Raw genomic sequence first — 15,100 nt, 5'->3', positions numbered from 1 at the left:
GTCCGGTCCGTGACCCATTCAACACTTATGCTTGGGGCGAGAGTAGCGTTGCACGGGGCAACGCGTCGGCGGGGCGGTATCCACGTGCTTGTAGACGCCGGTGACCAGTTGCCACGCGATTGTGGTTTGGACGAGAAAGGTTCCTAGGTGGAGGACGTACTGGCGCGGGCTGGCATATTCCAGGGTGTCGAGCCCTCGGCCGTCGCAGCGCTGACCAAGCAGCTTCAACCGGTCGATTTCCCTCGCGGTCACGTGATCTTCCACGAGGGCGAGCCCGGTGACCGGCTCTACATCATCCTGTCGGGCAAGGTGAAGGTCGGGCGTCGCTCTCCTGATGGCCGCGAGAACCTGCTGACGATCATGGGACCGTCCGACATGTTCGGCGAGCTCTCGATCTTCGACCCCGGGCCGCGGACCTCGTCGGCGACCACGGTGACCGAGGTCCGTGCGGTCTCCATGGATCGCGACGCCCTGCGCGCCTGGATCAAGGATCGCCCCGAGATCGCCGAACAGCTCCTGCGGGTGCTCGCCCGCCGTCTGCGCCGGACCAACAACAACCTGGCGGATCTCATCTTCACCGATGTGCCGGGACGCGTGGCCAAGCAGCTCCTGCAGCTCGCACAGCGGTTCGGCACCCAGGAGGGTGGCGCGCTGCGTGTCACCCACGACCTGACGCAGGAGGAGATCGCTCAGCTCGTCGGCGCCTCCCGTGAGACGGTCAACAAGGCGCTGGCCGACTTCGCTCAGCGCGGCTGGCTGCGGCTCGAGGGCAAGAGCGTGCTGATCGCCGACTCCGAGCGCCTGGCGCGTCGCGCCCGGTAACAGAACCTTCAGTTCGTCCCCCGGGTATCGCTCGTTCCTCCGGTTACAGGTGAGGGATGAGGCGATACCCGGGGGACGAGTCTGTGTCGGGCCGGGTCAGCGGTCGCGGAGGTAGTCCAGCTGCGCCTTGACCGACATCCGCGCGGCGGGCCACAGCTTCTTGTCGACGTCCGCGTAGACCTTCCGGACCACCTTCATCGGTTTGGCGTCCTTGGCCGACACACCGAGTTCGTCGAGCGCGGCCACGATCTGGTCGATCCGTTCTTCGCGGTGAGCCTTGTAGTAGCGCGCCACCGGGCCGACCCGGGGATGGTCGGGGCCGTGGGCGGGAAGCAGGGCGGCGTCCTCTCCCTCGACGATGATCCGGTTGAGCGAGTTCAGGTAGTCCCGCAGGGTGCCGTCGGACGGATCGATGACGGTGGTCCCGCTGCCCAGGATGGTGTCGCCGGTGAGCAGGGCGCGCTGTCCGTCGCACTCGACGAGGAAGCTCACCGAATCTGCCGTGTGCCCGGGTGTGTCGAGCACGGTGATGCGGACGCCCGCCGCCTCGATGACCTCTCGATCGGTGAGGGTCGGCGCGCCGTGAGTGAACTTCGACGATCGCGCACGCACCGGGGCGTCGACGCGTTTCCGCAGGCGTTTGATGGCGCCGGTGTGGTCGAAGTGGCGGTGTGAGATCAACACGAGCGCGATGCCCGGCTGCTCGGCGATCCGCTTGACGTGGCCCTTCTTGTTCGGCGGCCCCGGATCGACCACCACACATTCCGCGTGCCCCGGCGCCCGCAGAATCCACGTGTTGGTGCCGTCGAGCTCCATGCTCCCCGGGTTGTTGCACAACAGCACCGACGCGAACGAGGTCACCTCGCGGACGACTCCGTACGCCGGGTGCACCGGCGCAGCCTCGGCTGCGTCACTTCCGTTGTCGGTCATGCCATCCGACACTACCCACAGCGTCGCCGAGGGCAGTGGTCCAGGTCACCGGATCAGGAAACCTCGACGATGAGCTCGACCTCCACGGGCGCGCCCATCGGCAGCTCGGCGACACCGACCGCCGAGCGGGCGTGGACGCCATTCTCACCGAAGATCTCCCCGAGGAGGTCCGAGGCACCGTTGATGACACCGGGCTGGCCGGTGAATCCGTGTGCGGAAGCGACGAAGCCCACGACCTTGACGATGCGCACGACCGAATCGATGCCGACCAGACCGTCGACGGCGGCGAGCGCGTTCAGGGCGCACTGGCGGGCAGCGGCATTGGCCTGATCCGGGTTGACAACGCCCTCGGCACCCTCGTGCACCTTGCCCGCGACGTCGAGCTCACCGGCCACGATCGGCAGCTGTCCGGCCGTGTAGACGAGGTTCCCGGTCCGGACCGCGGGTACGTAACTCGCGACCGGCGAGACCACCGGGGGCAGTTCGATACCGAGCTCGGCCAGACGCTGGGTCCATGTACCTGCCATCGGTGCTATCCCTTCGGCCGCTTCAGGTAGGCGACGTGCTGCTCACCGGTCGGGCCGGCCAGTACGCTGACCAGTTCCCAGCCGTCTGCGCCCCACTGATCCAGGATCTGCTTGGTGGCGTGCGTCAACAACGGCACGGTCACGTACTCCCACGCGGTCACTTCACTCATGGACCCACCCTAACGGGTCGAGGGTTGTCGATATGGTGATGCAGTGGTGAACGAAACACCGGCCGACGACGCCGGGCACGCCAACGAATGGCCCGAGTCCGCCGAGCGCGCCCGCCTGCACTTCGTATCCGGTAAGGGCGGTACCGGCAAGACCACCGTCGCCGCCGCTCTTGCCCTCGCCCTGGCCGCCGACGGCAAGAAGGTCCTCCTCGTGGAATGCGAAGGCCGCCAAGGCATCGCACAGCTCTTCGACATCCCGCCGCTGCCGCCGACCGACACGCGGATCGCCACCGCCTCGGGCGGCGGCGAGGTGTCGGCGCTCGCCCTCGACATCGAACACGCCCTCCTCGAGTACCTCGACATGTTCTACAACCTCGGTTTCGCCGGTCGCGCGATGAAGCGCATCGGCGCCATCGACTTCGTCACCACCGTCGCGCCCGGACTCCGCGACGTCCTCATCACCGGCAAGATCAAGGAACGGATCATCCACACCGACAAGCAGGGCAGACGCGTCTACGACGCCGTCGTCGTCGACGCCCCGCCGACCGGCCGGATCGGGAACTTCCTCGACGTGACGAAGGCGATGGCCGACATCGCCAAGACCGGGCCGATCCGCAACCAGAGTGATGGCGTGGTGAAACTCCTGCATTCCGAGGACACCGTCATCCATCTGGTCACCCTGCTCGAGGCGATGCCCATCCAGGAGACCGTCGAGGCCGTGGCCGAGCTGCGCGAGAAGGACCTGACGATCGGCACGCTCATCATCAACCGCGTGAGTGCGACCCATCTGCCCGCCGGTTCCATCGACGAGATCGCCGAGAGCCGGATCGATGCGCCGCGGGTGCTCGAGCATCTGACCGCGGCCGGTATGAACGTCTCGGACGAGGACTTGGCAGGCCTGCTCACCGAGACCATCGAGCACGCGACCCGACTGCAGGCCCAGCAGGTGGCCAAGGCACAACTCGACGACGTCGAGTTGCCCACCCTGGAGTTGCCGACGCTCGGCGACGGTATCGACCTCGGGGCGATCTACGAACTCGTCAACCTCTTGCAGAAGGCAGGTGCCTAGATGCCGCTGGACCTGAAGATGGGCTCGGTGCTCACCGATCCCACCACCCGCGTGGTGATCTGTTGCGGCGCGGGCGGGGTCGGCAAGACCACCACGGCCGCCGCCATGGCGCTGTACGCCGCCGAGCAGGGCCGGACCGTCGCGGTACTCACCATCGACCCGGCCCGCAGGCTGGCGCAGTCGCTGGGCATGTCCGAGCTCACCAACGATCCGCAGCCGGTGGACATCGGCGCCGTGAACGGGTCCGGCGATTCGGGCGCCGGTTCCCTCGACGCGATGATGCTCGACATGAGACGCACCTTCGACGAGATGGTGCTGGAGTACTCATCACCCGACCGGGCGGCCGCGATCATGGAGAACTCCTTCTATCAGACGATGGCGTCGTCGTTCTCCGGGACGCAGGAGTACATGGCGATGGAGAAGCTCGGCAAGCTGCTCGAGCGGGATCACTGGGACCTCATCATCGTCGACACCCCGCCGTCACGGAACGCCCTCGACTTCCTCGACGCACCGCAACGGCTCGGCTCGTTCCTGTCGGGCCGGCTGATGAAGGTGCTCGTCGGCGGTGGCCGCGGCGTGGGCCGGATGGTCACCGGCGCGATGAGTCTGGCGATGCGCGGTGTCTCGACCATCATCGGCGGTGACATGCTGCGCGACGTCGCGATGTTCGTACAGTCGCTCGACTCGATGTTCGGCGGTTTCCAGGACCGGGCACTCAAGACCTACGAGTTGCTCAAGCAGCCCGGCACCCAGTTCGCCGTGGTCGCCGCGGCCGAACCGGACGCGCTGCGCGAGGCGGCGTTCTTCGTCGACCGCCTCTCGGAGGAGTCGATGCCACTCGCCGGCCTGATCCTCAACCGCACCCACCCGAATCTGACGTCGATCTCCGAGTCGTCGGCCCGTGCGGCCCTCGAGAGCGTCGACGACGAACTGACCCGGGGCGTGCTCGAGATCCACTCCGAGCGTGCGGCCAGGGGCAAGCGGGAACTCCACCTGCTGCAACGGTTCACCGCATCGCATCCCGCCGTGCCGATCGTCGGGGTCCCGTCCCTGCCGTTCGAGGTGGCCGACGCCGTCGCGCTGCGCGCCGTCGCCGAGCAGATCGTCAGCCGCGGCTGACAGCGCTCCTCACCCTCAACGACGATGGCCGGCCCGAACGGGCCGGCCATCAGTGTCGTGCGACTGTCGTTCGTCGCTGGGTCACACCGCGTCGGCGCGCTGCCGGCGTCGTTGGGCGTCGAAGAATGCCGCCCAGGACGTGACCTCTGGATGCTGCCGGAGCAACGCCCGCCGCTGCCGCTCGGTCATGCCGCCCCAGACACCGAACTCGACTCGGTTGTCGAGGGCGTCGGCACCACATTCGAGCTGCACCGGGCAGTGCCGGCAGATCGTTGCGGCCTTGCGCTGGGCCGCTCCGCGAACGAACAGGTCGTCGGGGTTTCCTCCCCGGCATCGAGCTTGTGACACCCACATCAACCGAGCGTCATCTCCGGTGGAAACTGCCGCAATCGCCATCCGCCGACCCCTGTCTGTCGTTGTGTCCCGCCGGGTCGTCACGCGTTCTCTGCCACGACTCCGACGTCCCTGACCGTGAACATTTCTCACCAACGGAAGCATTTGCGCTGGTCACGGCTCCCGCGGCACTGGTCGCGCTTCACATCCCCGAGGGAATGTTAAGTGAGTCACATTCTGCACTCAATTTAAGGATCTGTGCATGGGAGCGCAACCCCTGGAGCAAAGAAAATGGCACCATCGTCCAAACAAGTGACATCCGCGCAGGTCACCTGCCCCGCTCGCCGCACGCGACCCCCCGTGACCCGTGGTCGGACGATGTTCCGCCCATCACACGTATCCTGTCGATGTGCCGATCTCGAAGAAGCTGTGGCCGCTGGCCGGAGCCTGCCTGCTGGCTGGCGTGTTGGTGGCCGGTCTGCTGTACCCGGTCGCAAGCGGTATGGGCGTGGTGTCCAACCGTGCGGCCTCCGCCGTCGAAAATGTCTCATCGGAGTTGCTCAACGGCACCTTGCCGGAGGTCACCACGATGACCGACTCGGCGGGCACGCCGATAGCCGTGCTCTACGACCAGTACCGCTATCAGGTCGGCTACAACGACATCTCGCCGGACATGATCCGCGCGATCATCTCCATCGAAGATCGCCGGTTCCTCGAACACGACGGCGTCGACTGGAAGGGCACCATCCGCGCGGCGCTCAAGAACTCGTCGTCGGGCGAAGTGCAGCAGGGCGCCTCGACGCTCGATCAGCAGTACATCAAGAACTATCAACTCCTGGTCCTCGCACGCACCGAGGCCGACCGGCAGGCGGCGATCGAGACCACTCCGGCGCGCAAGCTGCGTGAGGTCCGCATGGCGTTGACCATGGAACAGTCGCTCACCGACCAGGCGAAACGGGACAAGGGCCTCGACGACGCGGCGGCCAAGCAAGAGGCCAAGAAACAGATCGTCACCCGCTACCTGAACGTGGTGCCGTTCGGCAACAACGCCTACGGCATCGAGGCGGCGGCCCAGACCTATTTCGGCAAGCACGCCAAGGACCTGGCGGTCGAACAGGCGGCCATGCTGGCCGGCATGGTGCAGTCGAGCTCGGCCCTCGACCCGTACACCAATCCGGAAGCCGCGACCAAGCGGCGGAACACCGTCCTCGACACCATGATCCAGAACTTCCCGGATCGTCGCGCGGAGCTCGTGGCGGCCAAGGCGAAGCCACTCGGTGTGGTGCCCAACCCGCAGACCCCGACGCAGGGCTGCATCGGAGCCGACAACAACGGGTTCTTCTGCGACTACGCGTTGCAGTTCCTCGCCGAGAACGGCATGTCACGCGACTCGGTGGCACGCGGCGGCTACGTGATCCGCACCACCCTCGACCCCGATGTCCAGCGGTCGACCATGCGGGCCGTCAAAGCACAGGCGAATCCCGATTCCGACGGTGTCGCCGACGTGATGAGCGCGATCCGGCCCGGCAAGAAATCGCACGACATCCTGGCGATGGCCTCGAGCCGCGACTACGGGCTCAACCTCAAGGCAGGCCAGACCGTGCAGTCACAGCCGTTCTCGATGGTCGGTGACGGCGCCGGGTCGGTGTTCAAGATCTTCACCACGGCGGCAGCCATGGAGAAGGGACTCGGACTCGCCTCCAACATCCAGGTACCCGGCTTCGTCGCACTCGAGGGCATGGGCAACAGCAGCGGGTCCAACGGGTGCCCGGCGAACTCGTACTGCGTCAAGAACGACGGCAAGTATCCCGCTTCGATGTCTGTGACCAATGCGCTCGCGCAGTCCCCCAACACGGCCTTCGTCAAGCTGTTGCAGCAGGTCGGTGTGAAGCCGGCAGTCGACATGGCCGTACGTCTCGGGTTGCGGTCCTACACCGTGCCCGGATCGTCGGGCTATGGCGACAAGAGCATGGCCACCTACGTGAAGGAAGGCAACTTCGGCTCGTTCACACTGGGACCACTGCCCGTCAACGGTCTCGAGTTGTCGAACGTCGCCGCCACTCTGGCCTCCGGCGGCACCTGGTGCCCGCCGAATCCGATCGCATCCATCAGCCGCATCAAGCGTGATCAGTACGGCAATCCGGTGCTCGGGCCCGACGGCAAGCCGGCGATGACCGCAGTCCCGTTCAACCCGCCGCCGTGCGAGCAGGCCGTCGAGGAAGGCCTCGCCAACACCCTCGCCAACGGCCTGAGCCACGACGACAAGGGTGGCGGCACATCCGCAGGCGCCGCCGGGTCCGCAGGCTGGACCCTGCCGGTCTCCGGTAAGACGGGTACCACCGAGTCGCATCGTTCGTCGGCGTTCCTGGGCTTCACCAACAACATCGCCGGCTCCTCCTACGTCTACAACGACGGCCCGAATCCGACCGGGATCTGCAGCAGCCCGCTGCGTCAGTGCTACGACGGAAATCTGTACGGCGGCATGGAGCCGGCGCGGACCTGGTACGCCGCGATCAAACCGGTGGCCACCAAGTTCGGGCCGGTGAACCTCCCACCGACCGATCCGCGATTCATGGCAGGCAATGACCGCGGGCGGATTCCCTCGGTCAGCGGTCTGCGGGCCAGCGACGCGACGTCGCGACTGCAGCGCGCCGGGTTCAAGGTGAACCAGCTCGACGTCGACAGCAACCGGCCGCAGGGCACGGTGGTGTTCACCGCGCCGTCGGATTCGGCGATGCCGGGCAGTGTGGTGACGATCTATGTCAGCAACGGCCGGCGCGACGACGGCGACAAGGGCCCCACCGAGACGACGGTGCAGGTCCCGGGCGTCGGGCCGGTGGTGATCCAACTCCCGGGCTGAGTCGCCCGGGGGCCGGAGAAAACCCGTGGGTGCCACGGGCGTGACACTGCGTATCCTGAGTGAATGGTTCACGTCGACAACGCCCTCGCGGGCCGAATCAGCTCAGCGGGCCTGACCTCCTCGGCCGCGGTACGCGCGGCGGGCGGGCTGGCCGGCCTGGCCGCCGCGGGTCTCTTCTACTCGACGGTGGTCGAACGCAACGCCTTCACACTCCGGCACAGCACGTTGTCGGTGCTCGAACCCGGGGCAGCGCCGCTGCGTGTGCTGCACATCAGCGACCTCCACATGACACCCCACCAGCACCTCAAGCAGGCATGGGTCTCCGAGCTCGAGGCCCTGGAGCCCGACCTGGTGATCAACACCGGCGACAACCTCGCCCATCCGCAGGCGGTCCCGGCAGTCATCCAGTCGCTGGGTGGGCTGCTGTCGCGGCCGGGCATGTTCGTGTTCGGCTCCAACGACTATTTCGGGCCGCGCCTGAAGAATCCCTTCCAGTACTTCCGGAGTGACCACACCCGGACCTTCGGCGATCCGCTGCCATGGCAGGACCTGCGTGCCGCGTTCATCGAACGCGGCTGGCTCGACGCCACCCACACCGTGCGCGAACTCGAGGTCAGCGGGGTGCGCGTGGTGGCCGCCGGTGTCGACGACCCGCACATCGAGCGCGACCGCTACGAGACCATCGCGGGGCGGCCGAACCCGCTCGCGCATCTGCGTCTGGGACTCACCCATTCGCCGGAGCCGCGGGTGCTCGACCGCTTCGCCGACGACGGCTACGACCTCGTGATGGCCGGACATACGCATGGCGGCCAGCTGTGCCTGCCGTTCTTCGGAGCCCTCGTGACCAACTGCGAGCTCGACCGGTCGCGCGTGAAGGGCGTGTCCAGCTGGGGCTCGGCGATGAAGTTGCATGTCAGCGCAGGCCTCGGCACCTCACCGTATGCGCCCGCCCGGTTCTGCTGCCGCCCCGAGGCGAGCCTGCTGACGCTGACACCGGTCTCGAACGGCGACGCCGAGTTCGACGAGGATCATTCACTGCCGCAACTGGCGTCGGAGATCGGCTGAACGGGCCCGCGGGCGAGCTGAAGGTGCTCGCCTTCGACACGTTCGGCACGGTCACCGACTGGTTCACCGGGATCTCGTCGACGGTCCGGGAGGTGGTGCCGGACGTTGACGCCGGCGCTTTCGCTCGTGAGTGGCGCCGTCGGTACGGACCGATCCTGGCGCGCGTGGAGTCCGGTGAGCTGCCCTGGCGGCGTCTCGACGATCTGCAGACCGAGACCGTCCACGAGGTCGCGACGCTGTGTGGCTGCGCACTCGGCCACGAGCAGGCGGCCCGGCTCGTCCGCGCGTGGCGCACCATCCCGGGATGGCCGGACGCGGCCGACGGAATCCGCAGACTCCGAACCGGATTCCTCGTGTGTGCGCTCAGCAACGGAACCGTCGCGCTGCTCACCGACATGGCCCGGCACAACGGCTTCGAGTGGGATGTCATCGGCGGGTCCGACCTCTGGCGGCACTACAAACCCGCTCGCGAGACCTACTGCGGCCTGGCCGATCTGCTCGAGGTCTCGCCGGCGCAGGTGATGATGGTCGCGACGCACCAGCACGATCTCGATGCGGCGCGATCCTTCGGCCTGCGCACCGCGTTCATCGAACGTCCGATGGAGTGGGGTGGCGACCCGAAGGACGACTCCGGCTCGCCCCAGAACGACATCCACGCCACCGACATCCTCGATCTGGCGCAGCAACTCGGCTGCTGATCCGGTCCGACGGACAGCACGTCCTCCAACTCGGGTTCAGGCACGTCAGATGAGGGTCAACCGGACCAGTGGCACGTCATCGATCGACAGTCCCGTGGATTCCTCGATGACTCCGGACAACTCGGCATACGCACGGGCATGCGCGTCGCGATATCGGTCGAGGACGGCCGTCGCGTCGTCGGTACCCAGCACCTCCGCGAGCGCCGCACGCCTCGACGACCACCCGACGGACACCCGGCAGCGGGGGTCGGCCTGCAGATTCTTGAACCACTGGGCACGTGTCCCGAAACCCGACGCGATCACCACCTGCGTCGGTGACGCTCGTTCGACCGTCTCGAGCACCACATAGCGCTTCTCTCCGGTGCGACGCCCGGTGTGCTCGAGCAGCAACAGGCGACCACCGAACAAGAAGCCGAGACGGGCGCGGAACACGATGATCGGCGCTCGCACAAACCATCGGGTCTGCAATAACCGGGCGGCGATGCTCATCGAGACCTGACCTCTCGTCGCGCTCTGTCACCCACCATCACGGAATCACCCGCTACGGGGGATGTGGCCGCCGCGTGCGTCCACGACCATGCGGTAGAGGTGACGCGACAAGGCTTCCGGCACCCATCAGAGAGAAAGGTTGCCATGACCACACCACAGTACGAGGAACGACGGTACGAAGACCATCGCGTGCAGCAGGGCTTCGCAGGCGGCACGACGATCGCGGCCGCGATCCTGCTGCTCACCGGTGGCATCATCGGACTCCTGCAGGGCATCTCGGCGGTGGCCAAGGACGATCTCTTCGTCGTCGGCCCGCAGTACGTCTACAAGATGGACATCACCAGCTGGGGATGGATCCACATCGTCGTCTCGATCGTCGCGATCGGCATCGCGATCGGGATGTTCACCGGCGCAGCATGGGCGCGGGTCGCGGCCATCATCGTGGCTGCGCTGTCGATCATCCTGAACTTCCTGTGGTTGCCGTACTACCCGTGGTGGTCGGTGCTGGTGATCGCCATCGATCTCGTGATCATCTGGGCGGTGGCCACCTGGAAGACGGCCTGACCCCTCGGGCCACACATTCGGAGCCGCACCGACCTCAGGCCCGGTCTGTGCCTGCCACATCGGTGGGCGCAGACCGGGCCTCCGCGGCACCATGACGACCGGCGCCGCCGGCGAAACGCCGCGCCCCGGCCAGCGTGTCCGCGGCCAGCGACTCCTTGCCGTGTCCGAACTCGTTGGCGATGGCAGCGCGCTCGTCGAGGCCCTCTTGTTCGAGCATCGACATCCGGTCGTGCCGGAGACAGGTCTGCGGCAGTCCGGCGATCTCGGTGGCCAGTCGGATCGCCGCGTCGAGCGATGTCCCTGCCGGGACAACACGATTGGCGAGTCCGATATCGAGTGCTTCCGGCGCCGACACGGGCCGTCCCGTCAGGATCAGATCCATCGCCCGGCTCGCACCGATCAGTCGCGGTAGTCGCACGGTTCCGCCGTCGATCAGGGGCACGCCCCAGCGGCGGCAGAACACCCCGAACACGGCGTCGTCGTCCATCACGCGCAGATCTGCCCACAACGCCAGTTCCAGGCCGCCTGCCACGGCATGCCCCGAGATCGCGGCGATCACCGGTTTGGACAACCGCATTCGCGACGGACCCATCGGACCGTCCCCGTCGTCGTCGATCCGATTGGGTGCGCCATCGGCGATGGCCTTGAGATCAGCTCCTGCACAAAAGGTTCCACCTTCGCCGTACAGGACAGCCACCGACGACGAATCGTCTGCGTCGAAGCGACGGAAGGCGTCGGCGAGGGCGTCCGCGGTGGTCCGGTCGACTGCGTTGCGCACCTCGGGTCGATTGATACCGATGATCCGGACGGGTCCGTTCGCACGCTCGATGATCACCCCGCCGACGATACGCCGCAGCCTCTCCGCCGAGTCCGGGATCTCTCGCCGCTTCCGGTAACCGCGCGGATGGTCGTCGCGATAGACGAGGTAGGTCGGGACATCGACGACCGAGGGGCGAACCACCATGGCGAACCTGCCATTCTCGCGCGTCGTGTGCGTTGTCGCGACAGCGCTGACCCTGCCCGCGTTCGCAACGGCCTGCGGCACCGACGAGACCGCGCAGCACGATGCACTGCCCAGGGCCACCACGATGGCGACCACACACATGACCGCTCCCGACACCGGACCGCTGCCCGCGGCCCCACCCGCCGGCAGCGGCCACGGATTGTGCCTCGACGCGAACTCCGCAATGGTCCACAACGCCGTCGCGTCACTCGGCAACGACCCGAACGGCGGACAGTGGCAGGTCGAGACCGCGTCCGACAACCCGCTGGGGCGCGGCTGCGACCTCGACTTCGTGCTGGTCACCGGGTCCGGCTACAACGATGCGACCGCCACGAGCCGCGTGCTGCTGTTCCACGGCGGCGAGTTCGTCGGGACTGTCGAGCCCGTGCCGTATTCCTATACGGCCATCGCCGGATTCGGCCGCGATTCGGTGGCCGTGCGTTATCGGTGGCTGCTCGGCGACGACGCCTTCTGCTGCCCCGACCGGTGGACCGACGATCGTGACCGCCACCTATGACGACGGTATCCGGCGCGTGGGCACCTTCCCGCCGGGATGACGACGGGCGTGCGGCCGCTCAGCCGGCCTGATCGCGCAATTCGGCCAGTGAGGTGAGGACCGTGATCTGGTCGTCGGCCAACGACTCGTCGTCGCGGTCGAGCTCGGTGAGCGCGAACTGCTTGAGGTTTGCGAGATTGACGAGATAGACGTGATGGTCCGCATTCGTCGACAGACCGATGGGTTCGTGCGCCCGAATCGCCTCGCGCACAAACGTGAGAACGTCCGGCGCGGATTCGGTGAAGAGGATCCGGATGTCGAGCTCATCCGAGGTCAGAAGTGTCGGCATAGCCCATGGTCACACACAGGCGGCCCGGCATTGCCGGAAACGAGGAAGCCCTGACCGGATTTCTCCAGGCCAGGGCCTCTTCTGCAATCTCAACCTTGCGTCGGGGTGGCGGGATTCGAACCCACGACCTCTTCGTCCCGAACGAAGCGCGCTACCAAGCTGCGCCACACCCCGTGTGCAACCTGCGATAGCTTACCCCCAGGTCCCCCTGGGGACTAAATCGGCTGGCCAAACGCCGAATCGGACGATCGTCGACCGCGACTTCATGCACCTCACGACATAACATTTCAACCCGAACGGCGCGTTCATGTCATTTCATTTGCTTCGGCAACTTAATCTGGTCGTGCACTATCGTCCGATCGTCTGCATCAATATCGTCTGCACCAATGAAGGGAGGCGCACCATGACCGCCGAGAGAACCGATGTGACAACGCCTGACCGCGACGCCGACTACGGAGCCAAGACCGGGTTCGCATTCGGAATCTCGATCGTGGCGGCCGCGCTGATCTTCGTGGCCAGCCTGGTCGCGATCTTCCAGGGCATCTCCGCACTGGCCAAAGATGACCTCTTCGTCCTCGGGAACGAGTACGCGTACAAATTCGACCTCACCACGTGGGGCTGGATCCACGTCGTCATCGGCGTCCTCGGCGTACTCGTCGCCGGTGGCCTGGCGGTCGGCGCCGATTGGGCGCGCGTCGCCGCGGTGGTCATCGCGTCGGTGTCGATCATCGCGCAATTCCTGTGGCTCCCTTATTACCCGCTGTGGGCAATCCTCATCATCGCGCTCGACCTGATCGTGATCTGGGCGGTTGCGACCTGGAAGCCCGCCGAAGGGTACTGAACGGCCCAGTCACCCATCCGCGGCGACGACGGCTCCGAATCGCTGGCACCATCCAGCACATCGAACGGAGCTGCCATGCGCATCACCCGCACGACCCGCCCGCTGTTCACGCTGTTCGCGACCGTTGCCCTCACGATCGCAGCCCTGTTCGTCGCGACCGCACCCGCATCGGCCGCTCCCCTGCAGCCGATTCCGAAGCTCGACGCGCAGCGGTATCTGGGTTCGTGGTGGCAACTCGCCGCAGTGCCCGCGTTCTTCAACCTGAACTGTGCCAAGGACACCAAGGCCACGTACACGCCGATCGATGCCAAGACCATCGGCGTGGAGAACACCTGCACAACATTCACCGGCCAGACCAATCGCGTGCAAGGCCGCGCCTCCGTCGTCGACCCGGTCACCAAAGCCCAGCTGTCGGTGACCTTCCCCCAGGTTCCGGTGAGCATCAATCCCGGAAGTGCTCCCAACTACATTGTCGCTTGGATCGCCGACGGCAAGACCCCGACCGATCCCTACCGGTTTGCCGTCGTCGGCGACCCCACGCGGACATCCGGATTCCTGCTCTCCCGGGACAAGGTCGTCCCCACCTCCACACTGCGCATGCTGCGCGGTGAGATCGAGAAGGTCGGATACAACTCGTGCATCTTCCTCGTATCGCCGACAACCGGTGGGCGGACCGATCATTCGCCGCTCTGCACTGTGTAGGACTGCACTGTGTAGGACTGCGCAGTACACAGCGGACTGTGCAGGACAGCCTGGGGCCGTGACCCCCGCTATCGCGGGTGGGTGACTATCTGCTGTCCGGTGGTGGGGTTGTGCCAGGTGATGGTGCGGTCGGTGTGCATGGTGGGTAGCCATATTCCGAGGTGTTTGCGGTGATGGTCGGGTCGGCACAGCGGCGCCAGATTTTGTGGCACGGTCCAGCCGCCGGCCTGTGGGTCGGCATGGTTGAATTTGACGAGGTGGTCGAGTTCGCAGTCGTGGGATGGTGTGGCGCACAGTGGGTATCGGCACCGCAGGTCGGTGTGCAGGATCTGGTCGCGTAGTCGCCGAGATGGTGTGTAGGTCAGGGCTCCCGGTGGTGGATGCCGGTGCCCGCCATGGCCGGTCGTGTCGACCGGTGGTGCGGGTCCGCGGTCTGCGACGACGATCAGCCCGGATGGTCGGCGGTGCGCCTGGTCGGGAAGCGTGATGAGGGTGGAGTTCTCGGCCAGGGTTGCTGCCAGTGCGGGGTCGATGGCCCCGTAGCCGTGCAGTCGGGGGACCACGCTGCCCGTGGGATCGGATGTCAGTGTCCAGGTGGGCGACGTCGACGGTGGTTGGCTGCTTGGCTCGGCCTCGGGCACGTCGGCGTCCGCCGCAATAGCTTCGGTGCCATGCCCGCTCGGGTCGGTGGTGTCGGTGGGGTTGGGGGTGGGGCGTTGCGGGCAGTCGTGGTGTCCGCAGTGGCAGGTGAGTGTTTTGCCGGGGACGCCGGTGATCTCGGCGAGAGCAGCGACGCGTTGTTGTCCGATGCGGCGCGGGTCGCGGCGACACAGGCGTTCGGCGATCAGGGTGCTGATGCGTTGGGACAGGTGCACGCCATCTTCGGCGGGTACACAGCCGTCGAGGGTCATGTGCCCGGATGAGTCGGCGGTGACGGTCAGGTTCTGCCAGGTGTGGGCGAACTGTTCGCGGGTCTGGGCGGCGCCGTCGGGGTCGAGGCTGATCACCACCTCGGCCAACTGATCCTGCAACACCGTGTCGGTGGTGGGCCGCGCCTGCAACT

The 15,100-nt window shown here is 66.6% G+C and carries 18 protein-coding genes and 1 tRNA gene; 10 read left to right on the top strand and 9 right to left on the bottom strand.

The window, feature by feature from the left end:
* Positions 1 to 147: 147 nt before the first annotated feature.
* On the top strand, positions 148 to 822 hold the full coding sequence (locus tag IDF66_RS22445; RefSeq protein ID WP_006330855.1) for a Crp/Fnr family transcriptional regulator: 675 nt from the start codon (positions 148 to 150) through the stop codon (positions 820 to 822).
* Between the two features lie 96 nt (positions 823 to 918).
* On the opposite strand, the gene IDF66_RS22440 is transcribed toward IDF66_RS22445, so the two are convergent.
* Genes IDF66_RS22440 through IDF66_RS22430 form a run of 3 tightly spaced genes read right to left on the bottom strand, consistent with a single transcriptional unit; the run spans position 919 to position 2,449 of the window.
* A complete protein-coding gene (locus IDF66_RS22440) occupies positions 919 to 1,752 on the bottom strand; it encodes an MBL fold metallo-hydrolase (RefSeq protein ID WP_190268699.1) in 834 nt (277 codons plus the stop codon).
* A 53-nt stretch (positions 1,753 to 1,805) separates the two neighbouring features.
* Positions 1,806 to 2,279, bottom strand: coding sequence for a RidA family protein (locus IDF66_RS22435; protein WP_164310421.1), 474 nt, complete (start codon positions 2,277 to 2,279; stop codon positions 1,806 to 1,808).
* A 5-nt stretch (positions 2,280 to 2,284) separates the two neighbouring features.
* On the bottom strand, positions 2,285 to 2,449 hold the full coding sequence (locus IDF66_RS22430; RefSeq protein WP_161061438.1) for a DUF4177 domain-containing protein: 165 nt from the start codon (positions 2,447 to 2,449) through the stop codon (positions 2,285 to 2,287).
* A 43-nt stretch (positions 2,450 to 2,492) separates the two neighbouring features.
* Here IDF66_RS22430 and IDF66_RS22425 point away from each other — a divergent pair, with 43 nt between their 5' ends.
* Together IDF66_RS22425 and IDF66_RS22420 are read left to right on the top strand one after the other, a co-directional pair.
* Positions 2,493 to 3,518: an ArsA-related P-loop ATPase gene (locus IDF66_RS22425; protein WP_190268698.1), complete on the top strand. Its 1,026-nt coding sequence runs from the start codon at positions 2,493 to 2,495 to the stop codon at positions 3,516 to 3,518.
* Positions 3,519 to 4,637 carry an ArsA family ATPase gene (locus IDF66_RS22420; protein ID WP_164310419.1) on the top strand — a complete coding sequence of 373 codons (1,119 nt, stop codon included), beginning with the start codon at positions 3,519 to 3,521 and terminating at the stop codon, positions 4,635 to 4,637.
* 81 nt (positions 4,638 to 4,718) lie between these two features.
* On the opposite strand, the gene IDF66_RS22415 is transcribed toward IDF66_RS22420, so the two are convergent.
* Entirely contained in the window at positions 4,719 to 5,033 is a 315-nt protein-coding gene (locus tag IDF66_RS22415) for a WhiB family transcriptional regulator (RefSeq protein WP_161061435.1), read from the bottom strand.
* Between the two features lie 352 nt (positions 5,034 to 5,385).
* Here IDF66_RS22415 and IDF66_RS22410 point away from each other — a divergent pair, with 352 nt between their 5' ends.
* The 3 genes from IDF66_RS22410 to IDF66_RS22400 all read left to right on the top strand — a co-directional run bounded on the left by IDF66_RS22410 (position 5,386) and on the right by IDF66_RS22400 (position 9,593).
* A complete protein-coding gene (locus IDF66_RS22410) occupies positions 5,386 to 7,830 on the top strand; it encodes a penicillin-binding protein (RefSeq protein WP_164311091.1) in 2,445 nt (814 codons plus the stop codon).
* A 63-nt stretch (positions 7,831 to 7,893) separates the two neighbouring features.
* On the top strand, positions 7,894 to 8,895 hold the full coding sequence (locus IDF66_RS22405) for a metallophosphoesterase (RefSeq protein WP_190268697.1): 1,002 nt from the start codon (positions 7,894 to 7,896) through the stop codon (positions 8,893 to 8,895).
* A gap of 17 nt (positions 8,896 to 8,912) precedes the next feature.
* Positions 8,913 to 9,593, top strand: a complete 681-nt coding sequence (locus tag IDF66_RS22400; RefSeq protein ID WP_190268885.1) for a haloacid dehalogenase type II — start codon at positions 8,913 to 8,915, stop codon at positions 9,591 to 9,593.
* A gap of 45 nt (positions 9,594 to 9,638) precedes the next feature.
* Here the strand turns inward: IDF66_RS22400 and IDF66_RS22395 are convergent, their stop codons facing one another.
* The gene (locus IDF66_RS22395; RefSeq protein ID WP_190268696.1) at positions 9,639 to 10,082 is read right to left on the bottom strand and encodes a nitroreductase family deazaflavin-dependent oxidoreductase; all 444 of its coding nucleotides are present in this window, start codon (positions 10,080 to 10,082) and stop codon (positions 9,639 to 9,641) included.
* Positions 10,083 to 10,226: 144 nt separating this feature from the next.
* On the opposite strand from IDF66_RS22395, the gene IDF66_RS22390 reads away from it, so the two are divergent.
* On the top strand, positions 10,227 to 10,646 hold the full coding sequence (locus tag IDF66_RS22390; RefSeq protein WP_164310416.1) for a DUF7144 family membrane protein: 420 nt from the start codon (positions 10,227 to 10,229) through the stop codon (positions 10,644 to 10,646).
* Positions 10,647 to 10,680: 34 nt separating this feature from the next.
* Here the strand turns inward: IDF66_RS22390 and IDF66_RS22385 are convergent, their stop codons facing one another.
* The gene (locus tag IDF66_RS22385) at positions 10,681 to 11,610 is read right to left on the bottom strand and encodes a crotonase/enoyl-CoA hydratase family protein (protein WP_190268695.1); all 930 of its coding nucleotides are present in this window, start codon (positions 11,608 to 11,610) and stop codon (positions 10,681 to 10,683) included.
* Between IDF66_RS22385 and IDF66_RS22380 the strand changes: the two genes are divergently transcribed.
* Positions 11,609 to 12,166, top strand: coding sequence for an LppP/LprE family lipoprotein (locus tag IDF66_RS22380; protein ID WP_223310026.1), 558 nt, complete (start codon positions 11,609 to 11,611; stop codon positions 12,164 to 12,166). The genes IDF66_RS22385 and IDF66_RS22380 overlap by 2 nt on opposite strands.
* Before the next feature lie 58 nt (positions 12,167 to 12,224).
* Here the strand turns inward: IDF66_RS22380 and IDF66_RS22375 are convergent, their stop codons facing one another.
* A complete protein-coding gene (locus IDF66_RS22375; RefSeq protein ID WP_190268694.1) occupies positions 12,225 to 12,494 on the bottom strand; it encodes a hypothetical protein in 270 nt (89 codons plus the stop codon).
* Positions 12,495 to 12,594: 100 nt separating this feature from the next.
* Positions 12,595 to 12,668: transfer RNA gene (locus IDF66_RS22370), tRNA-Pro, on the bottom strand.
* A 229-nt stretch (positions 12,669 to 12,897) separates the two neighbouring features.
* On the opposite strand from IDF66_RS22370, the gene IDF66_RS22365 reads away from it, so the two are divergent.
* Both IDF66_RS22365 and IDF66_RS22360 read left to right on the top strand, forming a co-directional pair.
* Positions 12,898 to 13,335 (top strand): DUF7144 family membrane protein, encoded by a 438-nt coding sequence (locus IDF66_RS22365; RefSeq protein WP_190268693.1) that lies wholly within the window; start codon positions 12,898 to 12,900, stop codon positions 13,333 to 13,335.
* Between the two features lie 75 nt (positions 13,336 to 13,410).
* Positions 13,411 to 14,037, top strand: a complete 627-nt coding sequence (locus IDF66_RS22360; protein WP_164310408.1) for a lipocalin family protein — start codon at positions 13,411 to 13,413, stop codon at positions 14,035 to 14,037.
* A gap of 68 nt (positions 14,038 to 14,105) precedes the next feature.
* Here IDF66_RS22360 and IDF66_RS22355 read toward each other — a convergent pair.
* On the bottom strand, positions 14,106 to 15,100 hold a 995-nt coding region (locus IDF66_RS22355; protein ID WP_190268692.1), incomplete at its 5' end, for an HNH endonuclease signature motif containing protein.

It is taken from the genome of Gordonia hankookensis (assembly GCF_014673215.1).
Classification (GTDB): Bacteria; Actinomycetota; Actinomycetes; order Mycobacteriales; family Mycobacteriaceae; genus Gordonia; species Gordonia hankookensis.
The sequence above is the reverse complement of the archived record's forward strand: the minus strand, read 5'-3'. Positions and strand labels throughout refer to the sequence as shown.